The sequence below is a fragment of the Bradyrhizobium sp. dw_411 genome, from assembly GCF_018449695.1.
In the GTDB taxonomy this organism is placed as follows: Bacteria; Pseudomonadota; Alphaproteobacteria; order Rhizobiales; family Xanthobacteraceae; genus Bradyrhizobium.
In genome coordinates, this window is sequence record NZ_JAAVUY010000003.1 from 126590 (window position 1) to 145446 (window position 18857).

Below are 18857 nucleotides of genomic sequence, written 5' to 3' on the forward strand. Positions count from 1 at the left end.
GGAAAATCCGAATGTCCGACGCAGCGCAACTTCAGCCGGTCCTCGACCGCATCGATGCCGATTTCGACAACAGCCTCGAGCGGTTGTTTGCGCTGCTGCGGATCAAATCGATCTCAGCCGATCCGGCCTTTGCCGGGGATTGCAAAGCGGCAGCCGATCATCTGGCAAAGGATATCGCGACGCTCGGGTTCGTCACGGAAGTCAGGCCGACCGCCGGTCATCCGGCCATCGTCGCCAAGATGGATGGCAAGGCAAGCAACAAGGCAAGCGGCGGCGCGCGGCCGCATGTCTTGTTCTACGGCCATTACGATGTGCAGCCGGTCGATCCCTTGAATCTGTGGCATCGTCCGCCGTTCGAGCCTGTTGTCACCGACCACGCGGACGGACGAAAAATCATCGTCGCGCGCGGTGCGGAAGACGACAAGGGACAGTTGATGACCTTTGTCGAAGCCTGCCGGGCCTGGAAATCGGTGACGGGTTCGCTGCCGGTCGACATCACCATCGTGATCGAAGGCGAAGAAGAAGTCGGGTCGAAGAATTTCGTTCCGTTCCTTGAAGCCAACAAGGCAGATCTCAAGGCCGATTTCGCGCTGGTCTGCGACACCGGCATGTGGGACCGCAACACGCCGGCGATCACGACCTCGCTGCGCGGACTTGTCTATGAGGAGGTGCGGATCAAGGCCGCCAATCGCGATCTGCATTCCGGCATCTTCGGCGGCGGCGCCCAGAACCCGATCCGGGTGCTGACCCGCATTCTCGGCGGCCTTCACGACGAGAACGGCCACATCACGATTCCCGGTTTCTACGACGGCGTAAAGGATTTGCCGGCCGATATTCTGGCGCAATGGGAAAAGCTCAATCTGACAGCGGATTCTTTTCTCAAGCCGATTGGACTTTCGATCCCCGCCGGCGAGAAGGGCCGTTTGCTGATCGAGCAGATCTCATCGCGTCCGACCTGCGACATCAACGGCATCATCGGCGGCTATACCGGGGAGGGTTCCAAGACGGTCATTCCGGCGGAGGCTTCCGCGAAGGTCTCGTTTCGGCTGGTCGAAGGGCAAGACCCCAACAGGATTCGAAATGCATTTCGCGATTACGTCACCGCGCGATTGCCCGGCGACTGCAAAGCCGAATTTCTGGATCACTCCAATGCGCCGGCGATCGCGCTGGACTGGAACATGAAGCCGCTGGCCGCCGCCAAGCGTGCATTGACCGACGAGTGGGGCAAGGAAACCGTTCTGATGGGATCGGGCGCTTCGATCCCGATCGTCGCGGATTTCAAGCGGACGCTCGGTCTCGATTCGGTATTGGTGGGCTTTGGCCTGGACGACGACAACATCCATTCGCCGAATGAAAAATATGACCTGCGCAGCTTCCACAAGGGCATCCGTTCATGGGCGCGCATTCTTGCCGCGCTGGCGGACGCGCCGCGGTAGGGAAGGTGTTTTTGCCGATGGGTTCGCGCCGTAGCGTAACCCGTCGACAAGCAGGGCGACCATGCCTCGCGCGTGCGAGGTATCCTTGTCCTGGGCCGGCGTACACAGGAGCGCGACCGCTCGCAGCAGATCGTATGGCTCCACATCGGCGCGCATCTCGCCAGTTGTGGCCGCGGCTTCGAGCAAGGTTTGAAGCGCGGGTAGGAGGCGCTTTTCAAAATACGCGGGCAAGGTATCGAAGGCTGGATTTCCCGAGTGCAGCGCCGCTGCGAGGCCGCGCTTGGCGGCAATGAAGTCCACGTAACGCTGCATCCATCGCGCCAGCGCCTCGCCCGGCTCATACTCGGTCGCGAGGACCGAAGCCGCATCCGCGCACGCGTCGACTTCGTGACGGAAGACGGCGCCAATCAGGTCCGAGCGCTCCGGAAAGTGGCGATACATAGTGCCGACGCCGACGCCGGCTTTTTCGGCGATCTCTCGCACCGGCGCGTCCACGCCAGAAGTTGCGAACACCGCCATGGCTGTCTGGAGCAAAGTATCGATGTTGCGCTGGGCATCGGCGCGCACGGGCCGGGACTTCGGGGCGGCCTCGCGCCCGGCGTCATCTCCTTTTCCCGCGACCTTCTTGCCCATCGATAAAAATCCCCCTTGATAAACGGAACATCGTTCCATATATAAATGGAACGGGGTTCCGTTTTATTAACCTAGCGCAGCAGCGCGACGTTGGCCACACACCGACGCACGGCTGGAGATGATCAGGCAGGACAATCCGCCGCCCTGGTTGCCGAGGCCAATGCCCGGCGCGGATGGTCCGACCGGACTTTCGCCCGCGCGGCGTCGTGATCCCGCGGTGATTTAGCTCGCCAAGCCCTGGACAAAATTCAAAAGGAAAAGCCATGCAATACCGCACGCTGGGACGAACCGGCATCAAGGTCAGCCCTTACTGCCTAGGCGCAATGATGTTCGGCGGACCGGGCAATCCCGACCACGACGACTGCATCCGCATCATCCACAAAGCCTTGGACTACGGCATCAACTTCATCGACACCGCCGACAGGTATAGCCGCGGCGAGTCGGAGGAGATCGTCGGCAAGGCGCTGAAGGGCCGGCGCGGCAACGTCGTGCTGGCGACCAAGGTGCACGGCCCCATGGGCGAGGATCCGAACCAGCAGGGCAATTCGCGACGCTGGATCATGCAGGCGGTGGAGGCATCTCTGCGCCGGCTGCAGACCGACTGCATCGACCTTTACCAGATCCATCGGCCCGCGCCGGATACCGACGTCGAAGAGACGCTATCTGCGCTCACCGATCTGATGCGTGCGGGAAAAGTGCGCGCGATCGGATCATCGACCTTCCCCGTCTCGGAGATCGTCGAAGCGCAGTGGGTGGCGGAACGGCGCGGGTTCGCACGCTTCCGCACCGAGCAACCACCCTATTCGATCCTCGACCGCGGCATCGAGCGCGACATGCTTCCCACCTGCGAGCGTTATGGCATGGGGGTGATGGTCTGGAGCCCGCTGTCGAAGGGCATGCTGACCGGCCGCTATCGCAAGGGACAGCCGATGCCCGACAGCCTACGCTCGAAATACTTCCCCCAACAGATGTCCGATGAGCGCAATCTGGATGCGGTCGAGCGGCTGATTCCCATCGCGGAAGCGGCCGGGCTGTCGCTGACCCATATGGCGATGGGGTTCGTGATGGCGCATCCTGGCGTGACCTCGGCGATCCTTGGGCCACGCACGATGCAGCATCTCGACGACCTGCTCGCCGGCGCAGAGGTTCGTCTCAATGACGAAATTCTGGACCAGATCGATCAAATCGTCCCGCCCGGAATCGACGTCGCGCCGAATGGGGCCGCTTACAATCCGCCGGCGATCCTGAGCGCAGGCCTGCGCCGGCGGCCAACCGCCGAGCGCGCCGCGGCGTGATCGCGTCAGGGGCGGAAGCTTTGAAACTCGGTTCCCGCTGATGCTTCCGGAAGCGGTCGAGATCTGCGGGGCCGAACGAAATCATCTCTCCTCCTGGGAGGTCGGAATCGTCGACAGCAAGGCACGTGTCTCCGCGACCACGCGATCCCCGAACTTCGGGTCGCGCACGAGCGCAGAGCCTTGCATCGGTTGGCCGCGCTCGTCGTAGTAGACGCCGGTTTGACCGGATGTATCGATCAGGATTTTGGTAATCACGCGCGCGGCTCGCTTCGGGGTGCTCAATATCTTTATGAAGGGCATGAGCAGCGGTACAAGCAGCGGAACGATGTATGTCTGCAGAAAGCGCACGGAGGCGCCGACATCGCTCCCGCCGAGACCCGTGGTCGGATTGAAGCCCGGCTCGACCGCATTGAAGTGCAGCCTTGGAGTCTCGCGGGCGAACGCCCTCGCCGTGGCGAGGGTACATTGCTTGGACGTGGCGTAGGCGTCAAAGCCCGGATTCGCGGAACCGCCAAGTTTCCACTCGCCGCGCGCACTGGCCTCCGCCGAGATATAGCGACCGCCGCGAAACCCGGCAGCCACGGCGGGCTTCCGCTCGGGATCTTCCACGGCGGAAGCGACGAAGACGACGTTCGCTCCGTCGGGGAGATGCGGCATGAGCGCCTCTGTCAGCGCGAACGGCCCGAGGTGGTTCGTCGCAAACGTCATGTCCCAGCCCAGCGCGTTCTTCGTCGCGCGCATCTGCATGATGCCGCGTTGTTGAGCAGCCCGACGATCGGAAGATGGAGTGCGACGATCTCCGCGGCCGCGCGCCGCACGCTCGCAGGATCAGACAAGTCGCACACGACCGAAACCGCGTGCTGACCCATGTGCTCGATCGTTTTCTGCACCTCGTCGAGCTTTCCGTGGTCTCGGCCGACCAGCACGACGGTGCCGTGCTTGGCCAGTTCGAGTGCCGTGCGGCGACCTATGCCGGAGGTCGGGCCGGTGACGATGTACGCGTTGCGATCTGAAGGATGTTTCAGAACAGGGCTCGGCATGTTTTCCTTCACTTAGTTGTGTGTCTAGTCAGTCTTTAATTAGGAAAAAAATCAGGCGATCATTCGCCAGAGAGCGTTGAATGCAGCCTTGCTGTGTTCCTCTGCGTTGGCAGGGTCACGAATCATGAAGTCGGTAGCTGCTTCCGCCAGCGCATTCATGAGGGATGCGACGAAGGCCAGCGGCGCAGCACGCATCGGTCCATTTTCGCGGCTTCGTTCCAGAAGCTCGCGGATTCCAGCGAACGCGTTGCTTGCAGCCTGATGACTTGCCGGGGTGATATCGTCCGATACGGCGAGTTGCGCGAGCGTCCGGCGCTTTTCGGGGCTGGACGTAGCCCACCGCAGCCAATGGGACCACGCATATTGCATTTGCTTACGGATGCTGCTCTTCGTCGGAAGCCCCTCTAACGCAGTTGCAGCCATCTCCGCCTTGAGATCCAGATAGAGCTGGTTCATCAAGTCGGCCTTGGTTTCGAAATAGGTGAATAGTGACCCATTCGAGACGCCTGCCTCCTTCGCGATCGTTGCCGTCGCTGCGCCCAGGCCCTCGGAGGCGATGACACGGATGGCTGCCGCGATGATCGCGCTCCGTTTATCGTCGCTTCTCGGTCTGGCCATGCTTCTCGTCCCCAAGCGGCTTGCAGATATATATAAGAGAGCGGCTAGTCAGTCAACTCGTGATAAGATGGCATCAGAGCGTTTTCGAGCCAACGGGTCGCGCGAACGCGCGCCCGATGACAGGCTCCGTGGATACCGGTTCGCGTGAAGAAAACGCGTCAAAACAAAAGACTGGAGCCCGGTTCTGATTCAATCAGAACCGATAAGGCTCGAATCAATCGACTCCCGGCCGCCGGTTGCGCGATCTCCGAGATCGGCTCAAATAAAAACGCCGCCCGGAATTGGGCGGCGTTTGAATTTTCGAACGTGTAGAGGTCGTTCAACCGTTACTCTACACAAAAACCGCAAAATTTCAATTCTTGTAGTTGGGGTCGAGGCGCTCGACCTTGCGCAGCAGCGCCGGCCACACCAGCGTGGTCGAGCGCAGTTCCTGCCGCTCGGGGTTCGCAAGCAAAGCGGTATTCTTGTCAATCACGGCCGCATCGACCGGATAGGCCGTCGGTCCCAGCATGCGGGTGCGCACCTGCATGGTGCAGGCCCGCTCGAGATGGAACATGCGCTCGAAGGCCGAAGCCACCGAGCGGCCCACGGTCAGCGTGCCGTGATTGCGCAAGAGCATGTGGTTCTTGTTGCCGAGATCCTTTTGCAGGCGCGGGCGTTCGTCATGGTCGAGCGCGATGCCTTCATAGTCGTGATAGGCGAGATCGTAGGTCACAAGCTGCGCGGTCTGGTTCATCGGCAGCAGGCCTTCCTGGCTGCTCGCAACTGCAGTCCCGTCGGGCGTATGCAAATGCAGCACGCAGCCGGCATCCTCACGGACCTCATGGATCGCCGAATGAATCGTGAAGCCGGCCGGGTTGATGTTGTAGGGGCCCTTGGTGAGCAGGTTGCCGTCGAGATCGACCTTGACCAGGCTCGATGCGGTGATTTCGTCGAACATCAAACCATATGGATTGATCAGGAAATGATGTTCCGGACCCGGCACCCGCGCCGAGATATGAGTATCGACCAGATCATCCCAGCCATAATGCGCGATCAGACGGTAGCAGGCGGCAAGGTTGACGCGCTGGCTCCACTCGGCGTCCGTCATATCAGACGGGACTTCCTTCAGGCGGGCTTCCGCTGGTGACATGATCGGTTCTCCGTTGAAATCTCGATGGCGAGCCTAATCCTGCGGCAGGTTCGCAGCAAGGCGCGGACCCGGCGTGGCAGTCATGCCCTGGTAACGGCGCCCTTGCGTCAGGGCGCCGGAATAGCGAGCAGGCTGGAAATACTGCGGCCGCGGATGTCGTAGACGCGGGCGAATACGACATCGTCGCGCTTGATTTCCACCATGACGGGCGCGGTCAGGCCCTTGCAGTAGAATTCGCCAAGCGTCATCGCGAAATCGGCAGCATTGCTGTCCCAGCCGATCGTGAAATCGGGGCCAAGCGCGACCTGGGCCGGACGTTGCGGACCGCACACCGCAACCTTCCATTTGCGCCCGTGAGGCGCGACTTCCTGACGTTCGTTGAGTTCCTCACGCAGGCTGTCGGAAGCCTGTTTGAAGGCGAGGCCCCAGTAATCCAGCATATAGAGCTCATCGGCACCGCGCACTGTGCCCGCGATGTGGTTGAAATGAGTGTACTGGTAGGGGTGCAGCCGGATCATTTCGCCGAGCGGCAACAGCAGGCCGAACGAGAAGATGGCGACGGCGACCGGCTGCCAGCTGCGGCGGTTTTCCCGGAGCCAGTCCATTCCCCAGGCAAACGTCGCGCCCGCGAGCACGGTCATCGGCGGGATAACGAAGATGAAATGGCGAATGCCGTTATACAGCGCCGGGCGCTTCACCATCGCGATCACCAGCGGCAACGTGGCCGCCAGCGTCAGCATCAGCAGGATGGTTTTGCGGCGGCCCGGCACGCCCGGTCGCGACAGCAACACAAAGGTGCCGGCGACACCGGCGATCGTCAGACCGAGCAGCACTTCGGGAAGCTGCAGCGCGAACAGCGTCGGCAGATAGAACCACGGCATGTCCGGCACCGAGACCAGCGCGCCGTCGAACATTTCCTTCCATGGCTTCTCGAAGAAATGCGAGAAGTAGGTGAGGGCCTGGAACGGATTGCCGGGCTCCATGATCGACCACGGCCAGATCAGCCCCATCACCAGGTAACCGAAGATCAGGCCGGGCAGCAGCACATAGACGACGTGCGAGAATCGTCTGACGGCCTCGCGAGTGCCGTTGGTGCGCATTTCTTCCAGCAACAGCGGCACAAAGCCGATCAGGGCATAGACCAGCGCCAGTCCGCCAAGAATGCGCGAACCGATCGACAGACCCGCGCCGAGCCCAACGATCAGGATCGTGCGCGGCGAGGGCGAGGGATATTCCTCGGCGAGGCGCACGAGACCGAGCATCAGGATCACCATCGCCACGGCGAACGGCGCATCCTTTGGATTCATGAACATGTGCCCGTAGAAGGTGGGGCACAGCGCCAGCAGCAGTAGCGCAGCAAGTCCCGCCAGCGGACCGCCAACACGGCGGCCAAGCCGCCAGGTCACAGCAAGGCCGATCATGCCGACGATGGCGCCGAGCAGGCGGCGGGTTTCAAACAGTTCGAGCGGAATGATCTTGTGCAGCAACGCCGCGACCATGTCGAAACCGCCGCCATACATATAGAGATTGGCGAACGACAGCGCGCTGACGTCCTTGAACCCGGACTCGTACATGCGCAGCAGCAGATCGGCATATTCGGCGTGGGTGTAATCGTCCCAGCCCAATCCATAATCGCGAAATGTGAGACCGGCGATCAGCCCGACCGCGGCCAGCACCATGACGGCGAGGTCGTCGCACGTCCGTTCCACCGAGCGCCGCGTTGGCGTGTCGATAGCCGAAGTAGTGATGGATGACATGGCTATTGGTAACCCAGTCCCCTGTGGCCCAGTAGCGCTTTGGGCCTCTTCCCCGGCATCCATATAGCGCAGTTCCCTTTCCAAGTAATTGGGAATTGTGGCGTAATTTTCCTGATGCAACGCAGCAATCGTCAGGTGAACAAATTTTAACGCTAACGGGGAATGGCGGGTTTGATCAGAATTAAGTCTTAGGTTGCTCTTGGGTTGTACCATTAGGCCAAGTCGGCAGCCGTGTTTTTACGGGAACTGGCCCGTAATTCCCGGTTGGCGAGGTGCGTAATATGACGGTATCGTGGCATCGGGGCCTTGCGAGTATTTCGAGCGCGGCCCGGGGGTTAGTTTGATGATGATTGTGATGTTGGTCGCCGGGATTGGCTGTGTATTGGCCGGTCTTCTGGCGATCGGTTTCGGCATCCCGGTTCAGGAATTCAGTTTCGGTAACACCCTGATTCTTTCGGGGGCCGTTACCGCATGCACCGGCCTGATCATCCTCGGCCTCTGGGTGGTGGTCGGCGAATTGCGGAATATTGCGCAGCGGCTTGGCGCCGGCGTTGCCCCGAACCTGGCGGCACCGCGCAATCCAGCGCCGGAAATCAGCAGTTTTCCGTTCAACCGCGATCAGGCGGCGCCGGAAGACGCCGGCCACGCCGAAGCAAATGTGCCATCCGCAGCACCGTCACCGGCGCCATGGCGCGAGGAGGCTGCGGCACGTACGCGCAGCGAAGTGTCGCCGCCGGCACCGGAGCCGGCCGAAGCCGAAGCGCTGGCCCCCAAACCCCGGCGCAACCTGCTGTTTTCTTCGTCATCGCGGAAGGAACGCGAGCGCGCGCAGAGCCGAACGGTCGATCCGGCCCTCTCCGAATTTCTGCCCGCCCCAGCCGTCGCACCGCCGGTTGCCGAATCGGACGACGTGCCCGCGGCGACATTCGACGATGCCTGGCCCAAATCAGAACGTGCGCGGGCAGCCGACACGCCACCATTGCCGCCGCGTCCAACCCGTACGCCGTCGATCTTTGCCGAAGCGGCCGCCATACCCGATCGCCCTTCGCCGCCTGCGCGAGCCGAGGAGCAGCCGCCGGTGACGGTGCTCAAATCGGGTGTCGTCGATGGCATGGCTTACTCATTGTATTCCGACGGCTCGATCGAGGCGCAAATGCCCGAGGGCATGATGCGGTTTGCGTCGATCGACGAACTGCGCTCGCATCTCGATCAGCGGCCTTAAGCAGGATACCGGCCATTCCGGCTCGAAAAATAAAGTGCCGTTGTTCTTGTCACCGTCAAAGTAATCCGCTCATATTCGGCAGGTCGAGCAAGGCGCCACAAGCGTAATGGCGCGACGGTTACTGTTCGGTCCGTAATATTTCTCGCCACTAACATTGCTCGCGCGATGACGCTTTTCAGAAGGTTCAGGCCATGACCGACGCTGCCGGAAAGAGTTTCATCGATCTGACGGCGAGCATCGTATCGGCCTATCTCAGCAACAATCCGACGCCGGCATCGGAAATTCCGGCCCTGATCAGCCAAATTCACGCCGCGTTGCTGCGGGTCTCGACTGGCCGGGCGGAGACGCCGCTGGAGCCCGCCAAGCCTGCGGTTTCGGTGAAGAAGTCGATGACCCCGGATTATCTGGTGTGTCTCGAGGACGGCAAGCGTTTCAAATCGCTGAAGCGGCATCTGCGCTCGCAATACAACATGACGCCGGAACAATACCGGGACAAATGGGGCCTGCCGCCTGACTACCCGATGGTGGCGCCGAATTATGCGGTGGCGCGTTCGCAGCTCGCCAAGAAAATGGGACTGGGCCAGCAGCGGCGGCGGCGGAAATAAGCTTTACGACGTCGCCGCAAGCGCCTCGCGGGCGTCGGCGCGAATCCGCTCGACCATCGCGCGCAGGCCGTTGGAGCGCTGCGGCGTGAGATGTTCGCGGAATCCCAATTCGTCGAACACCGCGGGTGCATCGGTGGCCAGAATCTGCTGCGGCGTGTGGCCGGAATAAAGCGTCAGCAGGATCGCGATCAGGCCGCGCACAATATGGGCATCGCTGTCGCCGAGATAGTTCAACGACGGTTCGCCGCTTTGCTTGCGGTCGATCTGTTTCGAGAGCCAGACCTGGCTGGCGCAGCCCTGGACCTTATTGGCCGTGGAATGCTCGGCTTCCGGCATCGGATCGAGCGTTCGGCCGAGTTCGATGACATAGCGATAGCGGTCATCCCACTCGTCGAGCAGCGCAAAATTGTCCCTGATTTCGTCGATCGTCATCGCATCCCGCACTCAATCCCTCGAAGCCCTATATAGGGTCCAATGCGGCTGAAAGCGATATGATTACGCGGAAAACTGAAGCGGATCCGAAGCCTTATCAGGGAGACGGCGGCGCCTGCCACTCGACCTGCATGTCATCGGCGGTGAGCGTTTCGCGCGGCGCCGTTTCCAGTGACGGGTCGGCATTCTCGATCCCGCCGATCGAGCCGGTGTGGTCGGGCGCACGCTTGTCGGTGATGATCCGATAGAGCTTGCGCGCGCCGTTTTGGGCGCGCTGGCCGATCACGGTAGCCGCCTGGCCGCCGACTTCGCAGGCCGCCGGCTGGCGCTTGCAGAATTGACTCATGTCGGACACCGCGGCGGTCGCAGCGGACACCGCTTCGGACGCGCCTACTTGTGGCAGCTTGTCCGATTCGGGTGTCTTGTCCCTGGGCAGGAGCACCAGTACGAGCCCAACCCAGAATACCATGCGAAGCAGAAAGAACATCTCGCGACCCCGGCCGCTTTTCGATCGTGTTGCGGTCTAGTTTGACTAACAGCCGTCGATAAATCGCAAGTGTTTGCATTGAGGTTAAATCGCCGAAAATTAGCGAAAAATTCGAATCATTCGATTCGGCGTAAATTTTCGATTGATGCCGTTTTTGCGGCGAAAGTACTGCTTTGCGCATATCCACCATTTCGAAACCATACCGGGCCCGCGCCGGAAACCCCGCGTTCACCATTCGCGCCGATCGAACGGCCCGCAAATGCCCGAAAACCGCTGGATTATGCGGTGTTCGGACGCGGGCCCCGCGCGCCTTAGCGTTCGCTTAAGTTAGCTCTGACACGGTGAGGCAACGATAAAGGGGGCGTTCCGGCGCGTCTGTTTGATGCACACAAGCCGCAGCGTGAGAGACGTGACAGTGTTGAGTATTTTTCGCGATTGTCTTGATGCGTTGTTGCATCCGTCTGCGCGCTACGATGCGCTGACGCGTGCGCGCCATCGCGCGTTCATGGCGCCGAGGCTGCTCGGCAGCCTCGCGGCCTTTGCGGCATTTCCGGTCTATCTCGCGATGCGCGGCGCACCCAACGCGCTTGAGGTCGCCGCATTCACGTGGCTGATCGCGCCGATCTTGCTGTCCTGGTTCCTGTCGCGCACCGGCCGCTACGAGGGCGCACATGTGCTGTCGTCGCTGGCGCTGGCCGGTCTGGTCGTGACGATTGCGATGAGCACCGGCGGGATCGAATCCTTTGCCGCGATCTGGCTGGTGGTTGTGCCGCTTGAGGCGGCGTTGTCGGCATCGCGCCGGGTGGTTGCGTTTGCGTCCGCTCTGGCGCTGGCATGTGCCTCGCTGCTGATCGTTCTCGGCCATCTGGACATGTTGCCGGTGCCCGAAGCCAATACGGGCTTGCGCGCTTTCTTCATGGGATTCGGCGTCGCGTCGGCAACGCTTTATGCCGCCGGGCTCGCCTTCGGCGCCGAGTCGCTGGCGCGCACCAGCGTGTCGCTGCTCTATGTCGAAGAAGATCGCTATCGCCTGCTGGCGCGCAACATGAGCGATGTGATCTCGCGTCATCATCGCAACGGCATGGTACAGTTCATTTCGCCGGCCGCAGAGGCGATGCTGGGTGCGCCGGTAGCACGGCTGCTCGGGCACGGCCTGTTCGATCGCGTCCATGTCGCCGACCGGCCGGCCTATCTCACAGCACTTTCGGATGCGGCGCGCGGCGGCGAGGCGCGCAGCGTTGAATTTCGTCTGCGGCGGGATGCGCCGCGCAGCCGCGAGCGCGGTCAGAACACGCAAGTGGATTTCATCTGGGTCGAGATGCGTTGCCGGCCGCTCGAACAGGTGCTGGGAACAGCCGCCGCCGAAGCCGAGGTCGTCGCCGTGATGCGTGACGTCACCGACCGGAAGACTCAAGAGCAGGCGCTGGATCTGGCGCGCACCGCCGCCGAGCATGCGGATGCTTCCAAGACACGATTTTTGGCCACCATGAGCCACGAACTGCGCACGCCGCTGAACGCCATCATCGGTTTCTCCGAGATGATCGTTCAGGAAGATGCGCTGATGCTCGATGCCGCGCGCCGCAAGGAATACGCGCAGTTGATCAACGATTCGGGTCAGCACCTGCTGTCGGTGGTCAACGGTATTCTCGACATGTCCAAGATGGAAACCGGCAATTTCGAAATCACGCCGGAACCGTTCGAGCCGCGCACGGCGCTGATCAATTGCTGCAACCTGCTGGCGCTTAAAGCGCGCGAGAACGCCATCGACCTCGTGACCCGCGCGCCGGAGAATTTGCCGTACATGACCGGCGATCCGCGCGCCTTCAAGCAGATCGCGCTCAATCTCGTTTCCAACGCGATCAAGTTTACCGAGCGCGGCGGCTCGGTGACGGTTTCCGCCGGCGTGGAAGGATCGCGGCTGGTGCTGCGCGTCGTCGATACCGGCGTCGGCATCGCGGCCGACGATCTCAAGCGGGTCGGCGATCCCTTCTTCCAGGCCGGCAAGACCTATCAGCGACGGCATGAAGGCACCGGTCTTGGGCTGTCGATCGTCAAAAGTCTGGTCGCCCTGCACAGCGGCGAGATGACCGTGCAAAGCAGGATCGATGAGGGCACCACCGTCACCGTCGCGTTGCCGTTGGCGTTCACGTCGCCGGTGCCGACCAGCAATATTGCAACGTTGACGCCGCCGTCGCGCTCCGCCACCCAAGACCAAGTCCATCAGGTGAAGAAAAGTGCCTAGACAGATATCGAACGACGAAGAGATGCCGCGTCGCCGCCGCCGCGGCGCCAGCGCGGTGGCGATCGAACCGGAAGCCGAGAGCGAGCGCGGTCTGGTAATGCGCGTTCTCTTGCATAGCCCGAAGGATATGGTCGCAGGCGCGCTGGCCTTTGCCGCCGTCAGCGCCATCGTCACCAATGCGCTATGGTTGCAGGCCGGCCGCCATCCGGCGCCGCTGTTCGGGACCATCGTCAACCTGCCCGCGGTGACGTCAGCGCCAGCCAATCTGTTGCCGCGCCCGCGTCCGGTCGAGGCCGACGTGCAAGAGTCAAAGTCCACCGAACTGAAACCAGCCGATCTCAGGGCTGCGGAGCCAAGAGCTGCAGAGCCCAGAACCGCGGAGCATAGGGCTGTCGAGCCTAAAACTTCCGATCCCAGAACTTCCGACCCAATGGGTAATCTCGTCAAGGCGACCAGCACGGCGCCCATTACCAATTCGATACCACGGCCACCGGCCTCGATTCCGGGCGACGGCATTTCGGGCGCACGCCGGGTCGCAGCGGTGCAGCGCGCGCTGACGGAATATGGCTATGGGCAATTGAAACCGACCGGCACCGTCGGTTCGGATACCCAGGCGGCGATCCAGAAATTCGAACGGGCACGCAAAATCCCGGTGACAGGCCAGATATCCGATCGCCTGGTGCGCGAACTCACTGCGGTGATCGGTCACCCGATCGACTGATCGCGGTTCAGCCGCCCCGTCACGCCTTTTCCGGGGTGGCCGGGCTGGATGCCTCGAAGTGATCCGGCACGGCCTTGAACATGTTCAGGAGCCAGGCCGCACCCACCATGATCGCCATGCCGGCAACGCTGACCAGGATCTGGGCCAGGATATCGCCTTCGATCTGGACCAGGAACCAGTGTGCGGCGAATGACAGGAAGACACCGAGGCAGAAAATCGGCAGCGAGTTCTGTCCCATCAGAATCAGCGGGCGCAGGATCCGCGAATGCAGCGCTGGCCACTGGCGCGGGATATAGCGCACGAACACCACAGCCAAAGCGAGGAAGTGGATCAGGCGGAACATGTCGAGATCGGATTTGTCGATCGGGTAGATGATATGGATCATCCATTGCGGGACCAACACGCCGAGGGCCGGAATGTGCCAGGTCATCACGATCAGGAACGAGAACGCGATCCAGGCCAGCGCCAATATCTCGACCGCGCGTGACTTGATCAGTGGTGCAATCTCCTCAGCCTTGGTCAGGCCGCACCATGTCCCGAACACAAACAGCATTTGCCATGCGAAGGGGTTGAAGTACCAGTTTCCGCCCGGAAACGACGGCAGATTCCAGTCGAACATGCGGGCCAGCACGTAAAGCACCGCCGAGGCGAGCAGTGTCCAGCGCGGTGCCTTGATCAGACCCCACAAAATCAAGGGGAGTGCCAGCACCAGCACGATATAGAGCGGCAATACGTCGAGATCGACCGGTTTGAACTTCAGCATCAGGGTTTGCCCGATCATCACGTCGGGATGTTCGAGAAACAGAAAGATGTTGTATTCATTGCCGTACATCGGATTGTCGAAGCGGCGTGCCGCGCGCGCGATCTGGGCCACGAAAACCAGGAACAGGAAAATATGCGCCACATAGAGCTGCCAGGCCCGTTTGAGCAGGCGCTTGGTGGCGGCGAAATACTGTCCACAGGCCATCGCCGGGCCGTAAACGAAGCCGGCGGTATATCCGGAAATGAAGACGAAAAATTCAGCGGCGTCGCTGAAGCCGTAATTGCGCAGCGTCAGCCAGCTAACGATATCGTAGGGAATGTGATCGAGGAACACCATCCACTGTCCGATGCCACGCATCAGATCGAGCCGCAGATCGCGTTCGGCCGGAGCCAAAAGACCAACACCGTTGCGATCAGCCATGTTTCGTCCCCATCGCTGTGGCCAGTGTGCGCAACTTGCGCCTGCGAAACAAGATCAAACAAGTAATGCATCCTGCCGCAAACCGCTTTTGTGATCCGGCAGGCGCCGGCTCAGGTCTCAACGGGCCATGAGGAGAGCCCTAGCGGTAATTGACCGGCTGGCCTATCGTCATCCCATGCGTTTGAAATCGAGCATATGGGTGGCGGCCTATTTACGCCGTTGCCAGACCGAGGGAATCTTCGGGGCCGTACGCCGCCGCGGCGCGGAGGAGGCCGGTGCTGTGTTCGTCAAGGTTGCGACGCTCGACGGCAACGCTATGCTGTACGCGCCCGCACCGCAGACGGTTTATGACGACAGCCGGCCGATCGAGCGTATTTTCGCAGCCACGTCACCGCAGCCGGTGCCGGAGCCGTCAGTGGAAGAGCGTCTGGCCAAGGAAGTCCGCTTCGACCCCGACGTCTGGATTGTGGAGACCGAGGACCGGGCCGGGCGGCATTTTCTCGATCTGGCGAAGAGCTGACCTCAGGCGTCCCTTATGACTGGACGGCCTGGCGTTTTGGCGCCGAGCGCCAGACCAGCCATTCGATCAGCATGACGATCGCTGGCGTAATCAATGCGATATAGATGTCGTCGATCCCGAACGGATCACCCATCATGTACCACGCCGTCGTCGTCACGGTCGCGCCGATCAATCCAACCGTTGCACCAAGATTGCTGCCGAAGCGCGGAAAATAGAAAGCGAAGATCGCCACGACGGAGATCGACAACCTCAGGGCCCGCGTGAAGAACGACAGGTGCAGAATTTCAGGCACAAAAAAGACCAGCAGCAGGGGGAGAAACCCGATCGGCAACGCCAGCAGCCGCGCCATGCGCAGCTCGGTTTCGACGCCGGGCTTACGCCATGGAACGTAGAAATCGCGGACGATCAGGGCGGAGATCGCCAACACAGCGCTTCCGACCGCAACCAGAATCGATGCGATGATCGAGACCGTCACGATCGCCGCGAGAAACGGCGGCATGTGGCTGAGAAATACCGGGAAAGCGTAGAGGCTCCTGATGCCGGGAAAAAGGTACTTCGCTGTAACCCCGATGAGCCCCAGCGCGATGCTGATCGGCAGGCACAGCAGTGCAGAGATGTTGCATGCCTTGCGGACGTCTTCCGGCCGCTCGAGAGATGCGATGGCCTGGATGATGTATTGTGTCGAGAAGATCGCGCCGATGCTCGCAATTGTCCACGCGATGATCGTCGTAGGGCCGATCGTACCACCCCAGCTGAAATAGACCGGTGGCAGTTTCTCGACCACGGGTGTTACGCCGCCGCTCATGTAAAGGGCGACGCCGAGCACGATCACCACGCCCAGCATCTTGAACAGCGTGTGCATGAGCGACACGTAAGCCGTACTCTTCTGGCCGCCGATCATGCAGTAAAAAACGCTGATCGCGGCAATCAGGAGGGACGATGTCGTGAGGGAAAGACCGAAGGTCGAGGCAAGAACGGCCGCGCCGCTCACATATTGCGCGACCAGCACGAGCAGGAGTGCGTAGATCATGATGAGCGACACCGTGAGCTGTGTCGATCTGCCGTACTTCTTGGCGATGGCGGCCGAGATCGTATACTCGCCGGATGCGTATAATTTTTTGGCCAAAACCCATCCGAACAGCAGGAATCCGATCGCAACGCTTGCGACCGCCCACGAAGCGGCCATGCCCGATTCGAATGCGGCCTGCGCGACGCCGACCGTCGATTTTGGCGCGATGAACTCCGACATCATCAGCACGCCAATGACAACCGCGGGGACCGAGCGGGCTGCGACCATGTAATCTTCCGAGGTTCTGGCTCGGTAACGCAGCGTCAGCCAGGTCGTGATCCCCAAATAGGCGATGACCAGCACGATCGTTACGATCAAAGCGACGCCTTGTGTTGCGCCTTCCATGGCTGTTCCTGCTCCCGTTGTTGTTTTATTTATTTTTGTTGGTTTGTAGAAATTCGACAATTCGCGCGGTGGTGGCTTCGGGCTGTTCCTGCTGCACCCAATGCCCGGCCCCGGCAATGAAGTGTGTCTCCTGCATGCGGGTAAAGACGGCGGTTCTCATACGCTCGAGCCCGCCTGGAATTTGCTGCGCGCCCCAGTCGCGATCGCCGGCAATGAATAGTGCCGGACAATCGATCGTCCTGCCAGCGAACAAGGCCAGGTTATGCGCAAGGCTGCCATTCATGCGGCCGCGATACCATTGCAAGCCGCCCTGAAAGCCGGTGCGACGATATTCCTCGCTGTAGAATTCCAATTCGCGCTCGGTCAGCCATTTGCAGGCTGCGATATCAGCGGGAGACGGCATGTGCGGCGCGACAGTCTCGGCCATGCCGAGCTGACGTGGCATGATGTAGTAATCCGGCATCTGGGCGAGTTCTTCGGCGACCCAGGATTTGAGCGCAAACGGTCTGTTGCCGGGCCAGTCGCCGCTCTTGAAATGGAAGTAGGCGCGCAGGAATCCGTGGACGCCTTGCGAGCAATGCCACATATCCTCGTTCGCTCCAGCGGTGGCGAAATAAGAGTGGTAATGTTTGCGTGGAGGATTCAATGTCGCCAGCGCATCATTGACCGGATCGTTCGACCGCGGTGGTGGCAGCGGCCAGGACGGCGCGCCGGTAAAGGGCGCACTCATGATGACGAGCGATCCGAACAGATCAGGTCGTACGAGCGCGCAGGCCGCCGCCGCCCCTGCGCCGTAATCGTGGCCGACCACACATGATACGGATTTGATGTTGAGCGCTGCCGTCAGCGCCACCATGTCGCGGACCAGATTGAGAATCTCGAACGGTGCGAGGTCGTCCTCGAACGAGGTCGGTATCGGCGAGGTGCGGCCATAGCCACGCTGATCGGGCGCAATCACATGATAGCCGGCTTCGGCGAACAAGCCCATCACCTTGCGCCAGGAGCAGGCGATCTCCGGAAAGCCATGCAGGAGCAGGAGGACGGGACGTTCGCTTCCTGACCAGCCGGCCTCGAGTATGTGAAAGGAGATGCCATTCACATCAGGGACGATCCGGGCGCGAATTCCAGACGGCAGCACGGAAGAAGGAGCCGGGGCAATACCAGTCACGTCCAAACTCCATCGTCGATGTGGAGTTGACCGTGATCGCATTGTTTGTTGAAAGGGCGTGCGGCCGGGAGCAATCTTGCAAGGCCGTTTGGTTTCAATAACATCATCGGATGTTCGGGCTTGCGCGTCGCGGCCCCGCGGACCTGGAGAATCTCGATAAAATGGTGCAGCAGGACGAACCGGAGCAGGCTCGCTACATCGTGACGGCGCTTCGCCGTGGCCTGGCTGTGCTGTCGCTGTTCCGCCGCGAGCGACGCGTCATCACCGTGCCCGAGATCGCTTCCGCCTTGAAGCTCTCCCGCGCCACGGCGTTCCGGACCGCCTATACGCTCGAGCAAGACGGCTACCTGCAGCGCCTTTCGAATTCCCACGCGTTCCAGCTTGGTCCTCGGGTGCTTCTGCTCGGCTTCGATTATTTGCACGGGACGGAGGTCGTCGCTTGCGGCCGCGAAGCGGTCTACGCGCTGCGCGACCGTACCGGTTTTTCCGCCCATATGTGCGTGCGTGACGGCACCGAGATCGTTTACGTCTTGAATGCTTCCTCGAACCATCGTCTGCGAGGCGAGATACCGGTCGGCACCCGCTATCCGTGCCACGCCGTCGCGTCGGGCCGTGTGCTCCTGTTCGACATGAGCAAGAGCGAGCTTGGCGCGCTCTACCGCGGCGTCAAGATGCAGGCCTTTTCCGAACAGACGCCGACCACGGTCGCGGCGCTGTTTGCGACGATCGCGGCCGAGCGTGCGCAGGGATACGCAGCGAACATTTCCGGCTTCGTCAGCGGCATTGTCAGCCTGTCCGTGCCTATTCGAGACCGGGACGGAACGATCGTGGCGGCGATCAATGTGTCGGATTCCGAGACCGTTCTGAAAGACCTGCCCTCGGTGCGAAACGAGGTATTGAATGCCGCGAGCCAGGTCTCGGCCCAGCTCGGATGGCGCGGATAACTTTTGAG

Annotated in this window: 19 protein-coding genes; 8 read left to right on the plus strand and 11 right to left on the minus strand. The window is 61.3% G+C overall.

Features of this window, described 5'->3' with window-relative positions; all coding sequences use genetic code 11:
• Positions 1-11 precede the first annotated feature (11 nt).
• Positions 12-1436: a M20/M25/M40 family metallo-hydrolase gene (locus tag HB676_RS05670; protein WP_213736720.1), complete on the plus strand. Its 1425-nt coding sequence runs from the start codon at positions 12-14 to the stop codon at positions 1434-1436.
• Here the strand turns inward: HB676_RS05670 and HB676_RS05675 are convergent.
• Positions 1392-2069: a TetR/AcrR family transcriptional regulator gene (locus tag HB676_RS05675; protein ID WP_213736721.1), complete on the minus strand. Its 678-nt coding sequence runs from the start codon at positions 2067-2069 to the stop codon at positions 1392-1394. The genes HB676_RS05670 and HB676_RS05675 overlap by 45 nt on opposite strands.
• A 263-nt stretch (positions 2070-2332) precedes the next feature.
• Between HB676_RS05675 and HB676_RS05680 the strand changes: the two genes are divergently transcribed.
• A complete protein-coding gene (locus HB676_RS05680; protein ID WP_213736722.1) occupies positions 2333-3364 on the plus strand; it encodes an aldo/keto reductase in 1032 nt (343 codons plus the stop codon).
• Positions 3365-3445: 81 nt separating this feature from the next.
• Here HB676_RS05680 and HB676_RS05685 read toward each other — a convergent pair whose 3' ends face one another.
• The 5 genes from HB676_RS05685 to HB676_RS05705 all read right to left on the minus strand — a co-directional run bounded on the left by HB676_RS05685 (position 3446) and on the right by HB676_RS05705 (position 7911).
• Positions 3446-4105: a hypothetical protein gene (locus HB676_RS05685; RefSeq protein WP_213736723.1), complete on the minus strand. Its 660-nt coding sequence runs from the start codon at positions 4103-4105 to the stop codon at positions 3446-3448.
• Positions 4069-4404 carry an SDR family NAD(P)-dependent oxidoreductase gene (locus HB676_RS05690; protein ID WP_213736724.1) on the minus strand — a complete coding sequence of 112 codons (336 nt, stop codon included), beginning with the start codon at positions 4402-4404 and terminating at the stop codon, positions 4069-4071. Before HB676_RS05690 ends, HB676_RS05685 begins: the two co-directional genes overlap by 37 nt.
• 51 nt (positions 4405-4455) lie before the next feature.
• Entirely contained in the window at positions 4456-5022 is a 567-nt protein-coding gene (locus tag HB676_RS05695; protein ID WP_213736725.1) for a TetR/AcrR family transcriptional regulator, read from the minus strand.
• 352 nt (positions 5023-5374) lie between these two features.
• Positions 5375-6154 carry a class II aldolase/adducin family protein gene (locus tag HB676_RS05700; RefSeq protein ID WP_213736726.1) on the minus strand — a complete coding sequence of 260 codons (780 nt, stop codon included), beginning with the start codon at positions 6152-6154 and terminating at the stop codon, positions 5375-5377.
• Positions 6155-6261: 107 nt separating this feature from the next.
• Positions 6262-7911, minus strand: a complete 1650-nt coding sequence (locus HB676_RS05705; protein ID WP_213736727.1) for a glycosyltransferase family 39 protein — start codon at positions 7909-7911, stop codon at positions 6262-6264.
• A gap of 343 nt (positions 7912-8254) precedes the next feature.
• On the opposite strand from HB676_RS05705, the gene HB676_RS05710 reads away from it, so the two are divergent.
• Together HB676_RS05710 and HB676_RS05715 are read left to right on the plus strand one after the other, a co-directional pair.
• A complete protein-coding gene (locus HB676_RS05710; RefSeq protein ID WP_213736728.1) occupies positions 8255-9133 on the plus strand; it encodes a DUF308 domain-containing protein in 879 nt (292 codons plus the stop codon).
• Positions 9134-9324: 191 nt separating this feature from the next.
• Positions 9325-9738: a MucR family transcriptional regulator gene (locus HB676_RS05715; RefSeq protein ID WP_213736729.1), complete on the plus strand. Its 414-nt coding sequence runs from the start codon at positions 9325-9327 to the stop codon at positions 9736-9738.
• 3 nt (positions 9739-9741) lie between these two features.
• Here the strand turns inward: HB676_RS05715 and HB676_RS05720 are convergent, their stop codons facing one another.
• Together HB676_RS05720 and HB676_RS05725 are read right to left on the minus strand one after the other, a co-directional pair.
• The gene (locus HB676_RS05720; RefSeq protein WP_213736730.1) at positions 9742-10170 is read right to left on the minus strand and encodes a SufE family protein; all 429 of its coding nucleotides are present in this window, start codon (positions 10168-10170) and stop codon (positions 9742-9744) included.
• Between the two features lie 97 nt (positions 10171-10267).
• Positions 10268-10657, minus strand: coding sequence for a DUF5330 domain-containing protein (locus HB676_RS05725; protein ID WP_213736731.1), 390 nt, complete (start codon positions 10655-10657; stop codon positions 10268-10270).
• A 382-nt stretch (positions 10658-11039) separates the two neighbouring features.
• Between HB676_RS05725 and HB676_RS05730 the strand changes: the two genes are divergently transcribed.
• A complete protein-coding gene (locus HB676_RS05730) occupies positions 11040-12899 on the plus strand; it encodes an ATP-binding protein (RefSeq protein ID WP_213736732.1) in 1860 nt (619 codons plus the stop codon).
• A complete protein-coding gene (locus tag HB676_RS05735) occupies positions 12892-13620 on the plus strand; it encodes a peptidoglycan-binding protein (protein ID WP_213736733.1) in 729 nt (242 codons plus the stop codon). Before HB676_RS05730 ends, HB676_RS05735 begins: the two co-directional genes overlap by 8 nt.
• A gap of 19 nt (positions 13621-13639) precedes the next feature.
• Here the strand turns inward: HB676_RS05735 and HB676_RS05740 are convergent, their stop codons facing one another.
• Positions 13640-14803 carry an OpgC domain-containing protein gene (locus HB676_RS05740; protein ID WP_213736734.1) on the minus strand — a complete coding sequence of 388 codons (1164 nt, stop codon included), beginning with the start codon at positions 14801-14803 and terminating at the stop codon, positions 13640-13642.
• A gap of 175 nt (positions 14804-14978) precedes the next feature.
• Here HB676_RS05740 and HB676_RS05745 point away from each other — a divergent pair, with 175 nt between their 5' ends.
• Positions 14979-15323 carry a DUF1491 family protein gene (locus HB676_RS05745; protein WP_213736735.1) on the plus strand — a complete coding sequence of 115 codons (345 nt, stop codon included), beginning with the start codon at positions 14979-14981 and terminating at the stop codon, positions 15321-15323.
• Positions 15324-15336: 13 nt separating this feature from the next.
• Here HB676_RS05745 and HB676_RS05750 read toward each other — a convergent pair whose 3' ends face one another.
• A complete protein-coding gene (locus HB676_RS05750) occupies positions 15337-16737 on the minus strand; it encodes a sodium:solute symporter family protein (protein ID WP_213736736.1) in 1401 nt (466 codons plus the stop codon).
• 25 nt (positions 16738-16762) lie between these two features.
• The gene (locus HB676_RS05755) at positions 16763-17905 is read right to left on the minus strand and encodes an alpha/beta hydrolase (protein ID WP_346347266.1); all 1143 of its coding nucleotides are present in this window, start codon (positions 17903-17905) and stop codon (positions 16763-16765) included.
• A 161-nt stretch (positions 17906-18066) separates the two neighbouring features.
• On the opposite strand from HB676_RS05755, the gene HB676_RS05760 reads away from it, so the two are divergent.
• Complete coding sequence (locus HB676_RS05760) at positions 18067-18849, plus strand: IclR family transcriptional regulator (RefSeq protein ID WP_213736738.1); 783 nt, start codon at positions 18067-18069, stop codon at positions 18847-18849.
• Positions 18850-18857: the final 8 nt, after the last annotated feature.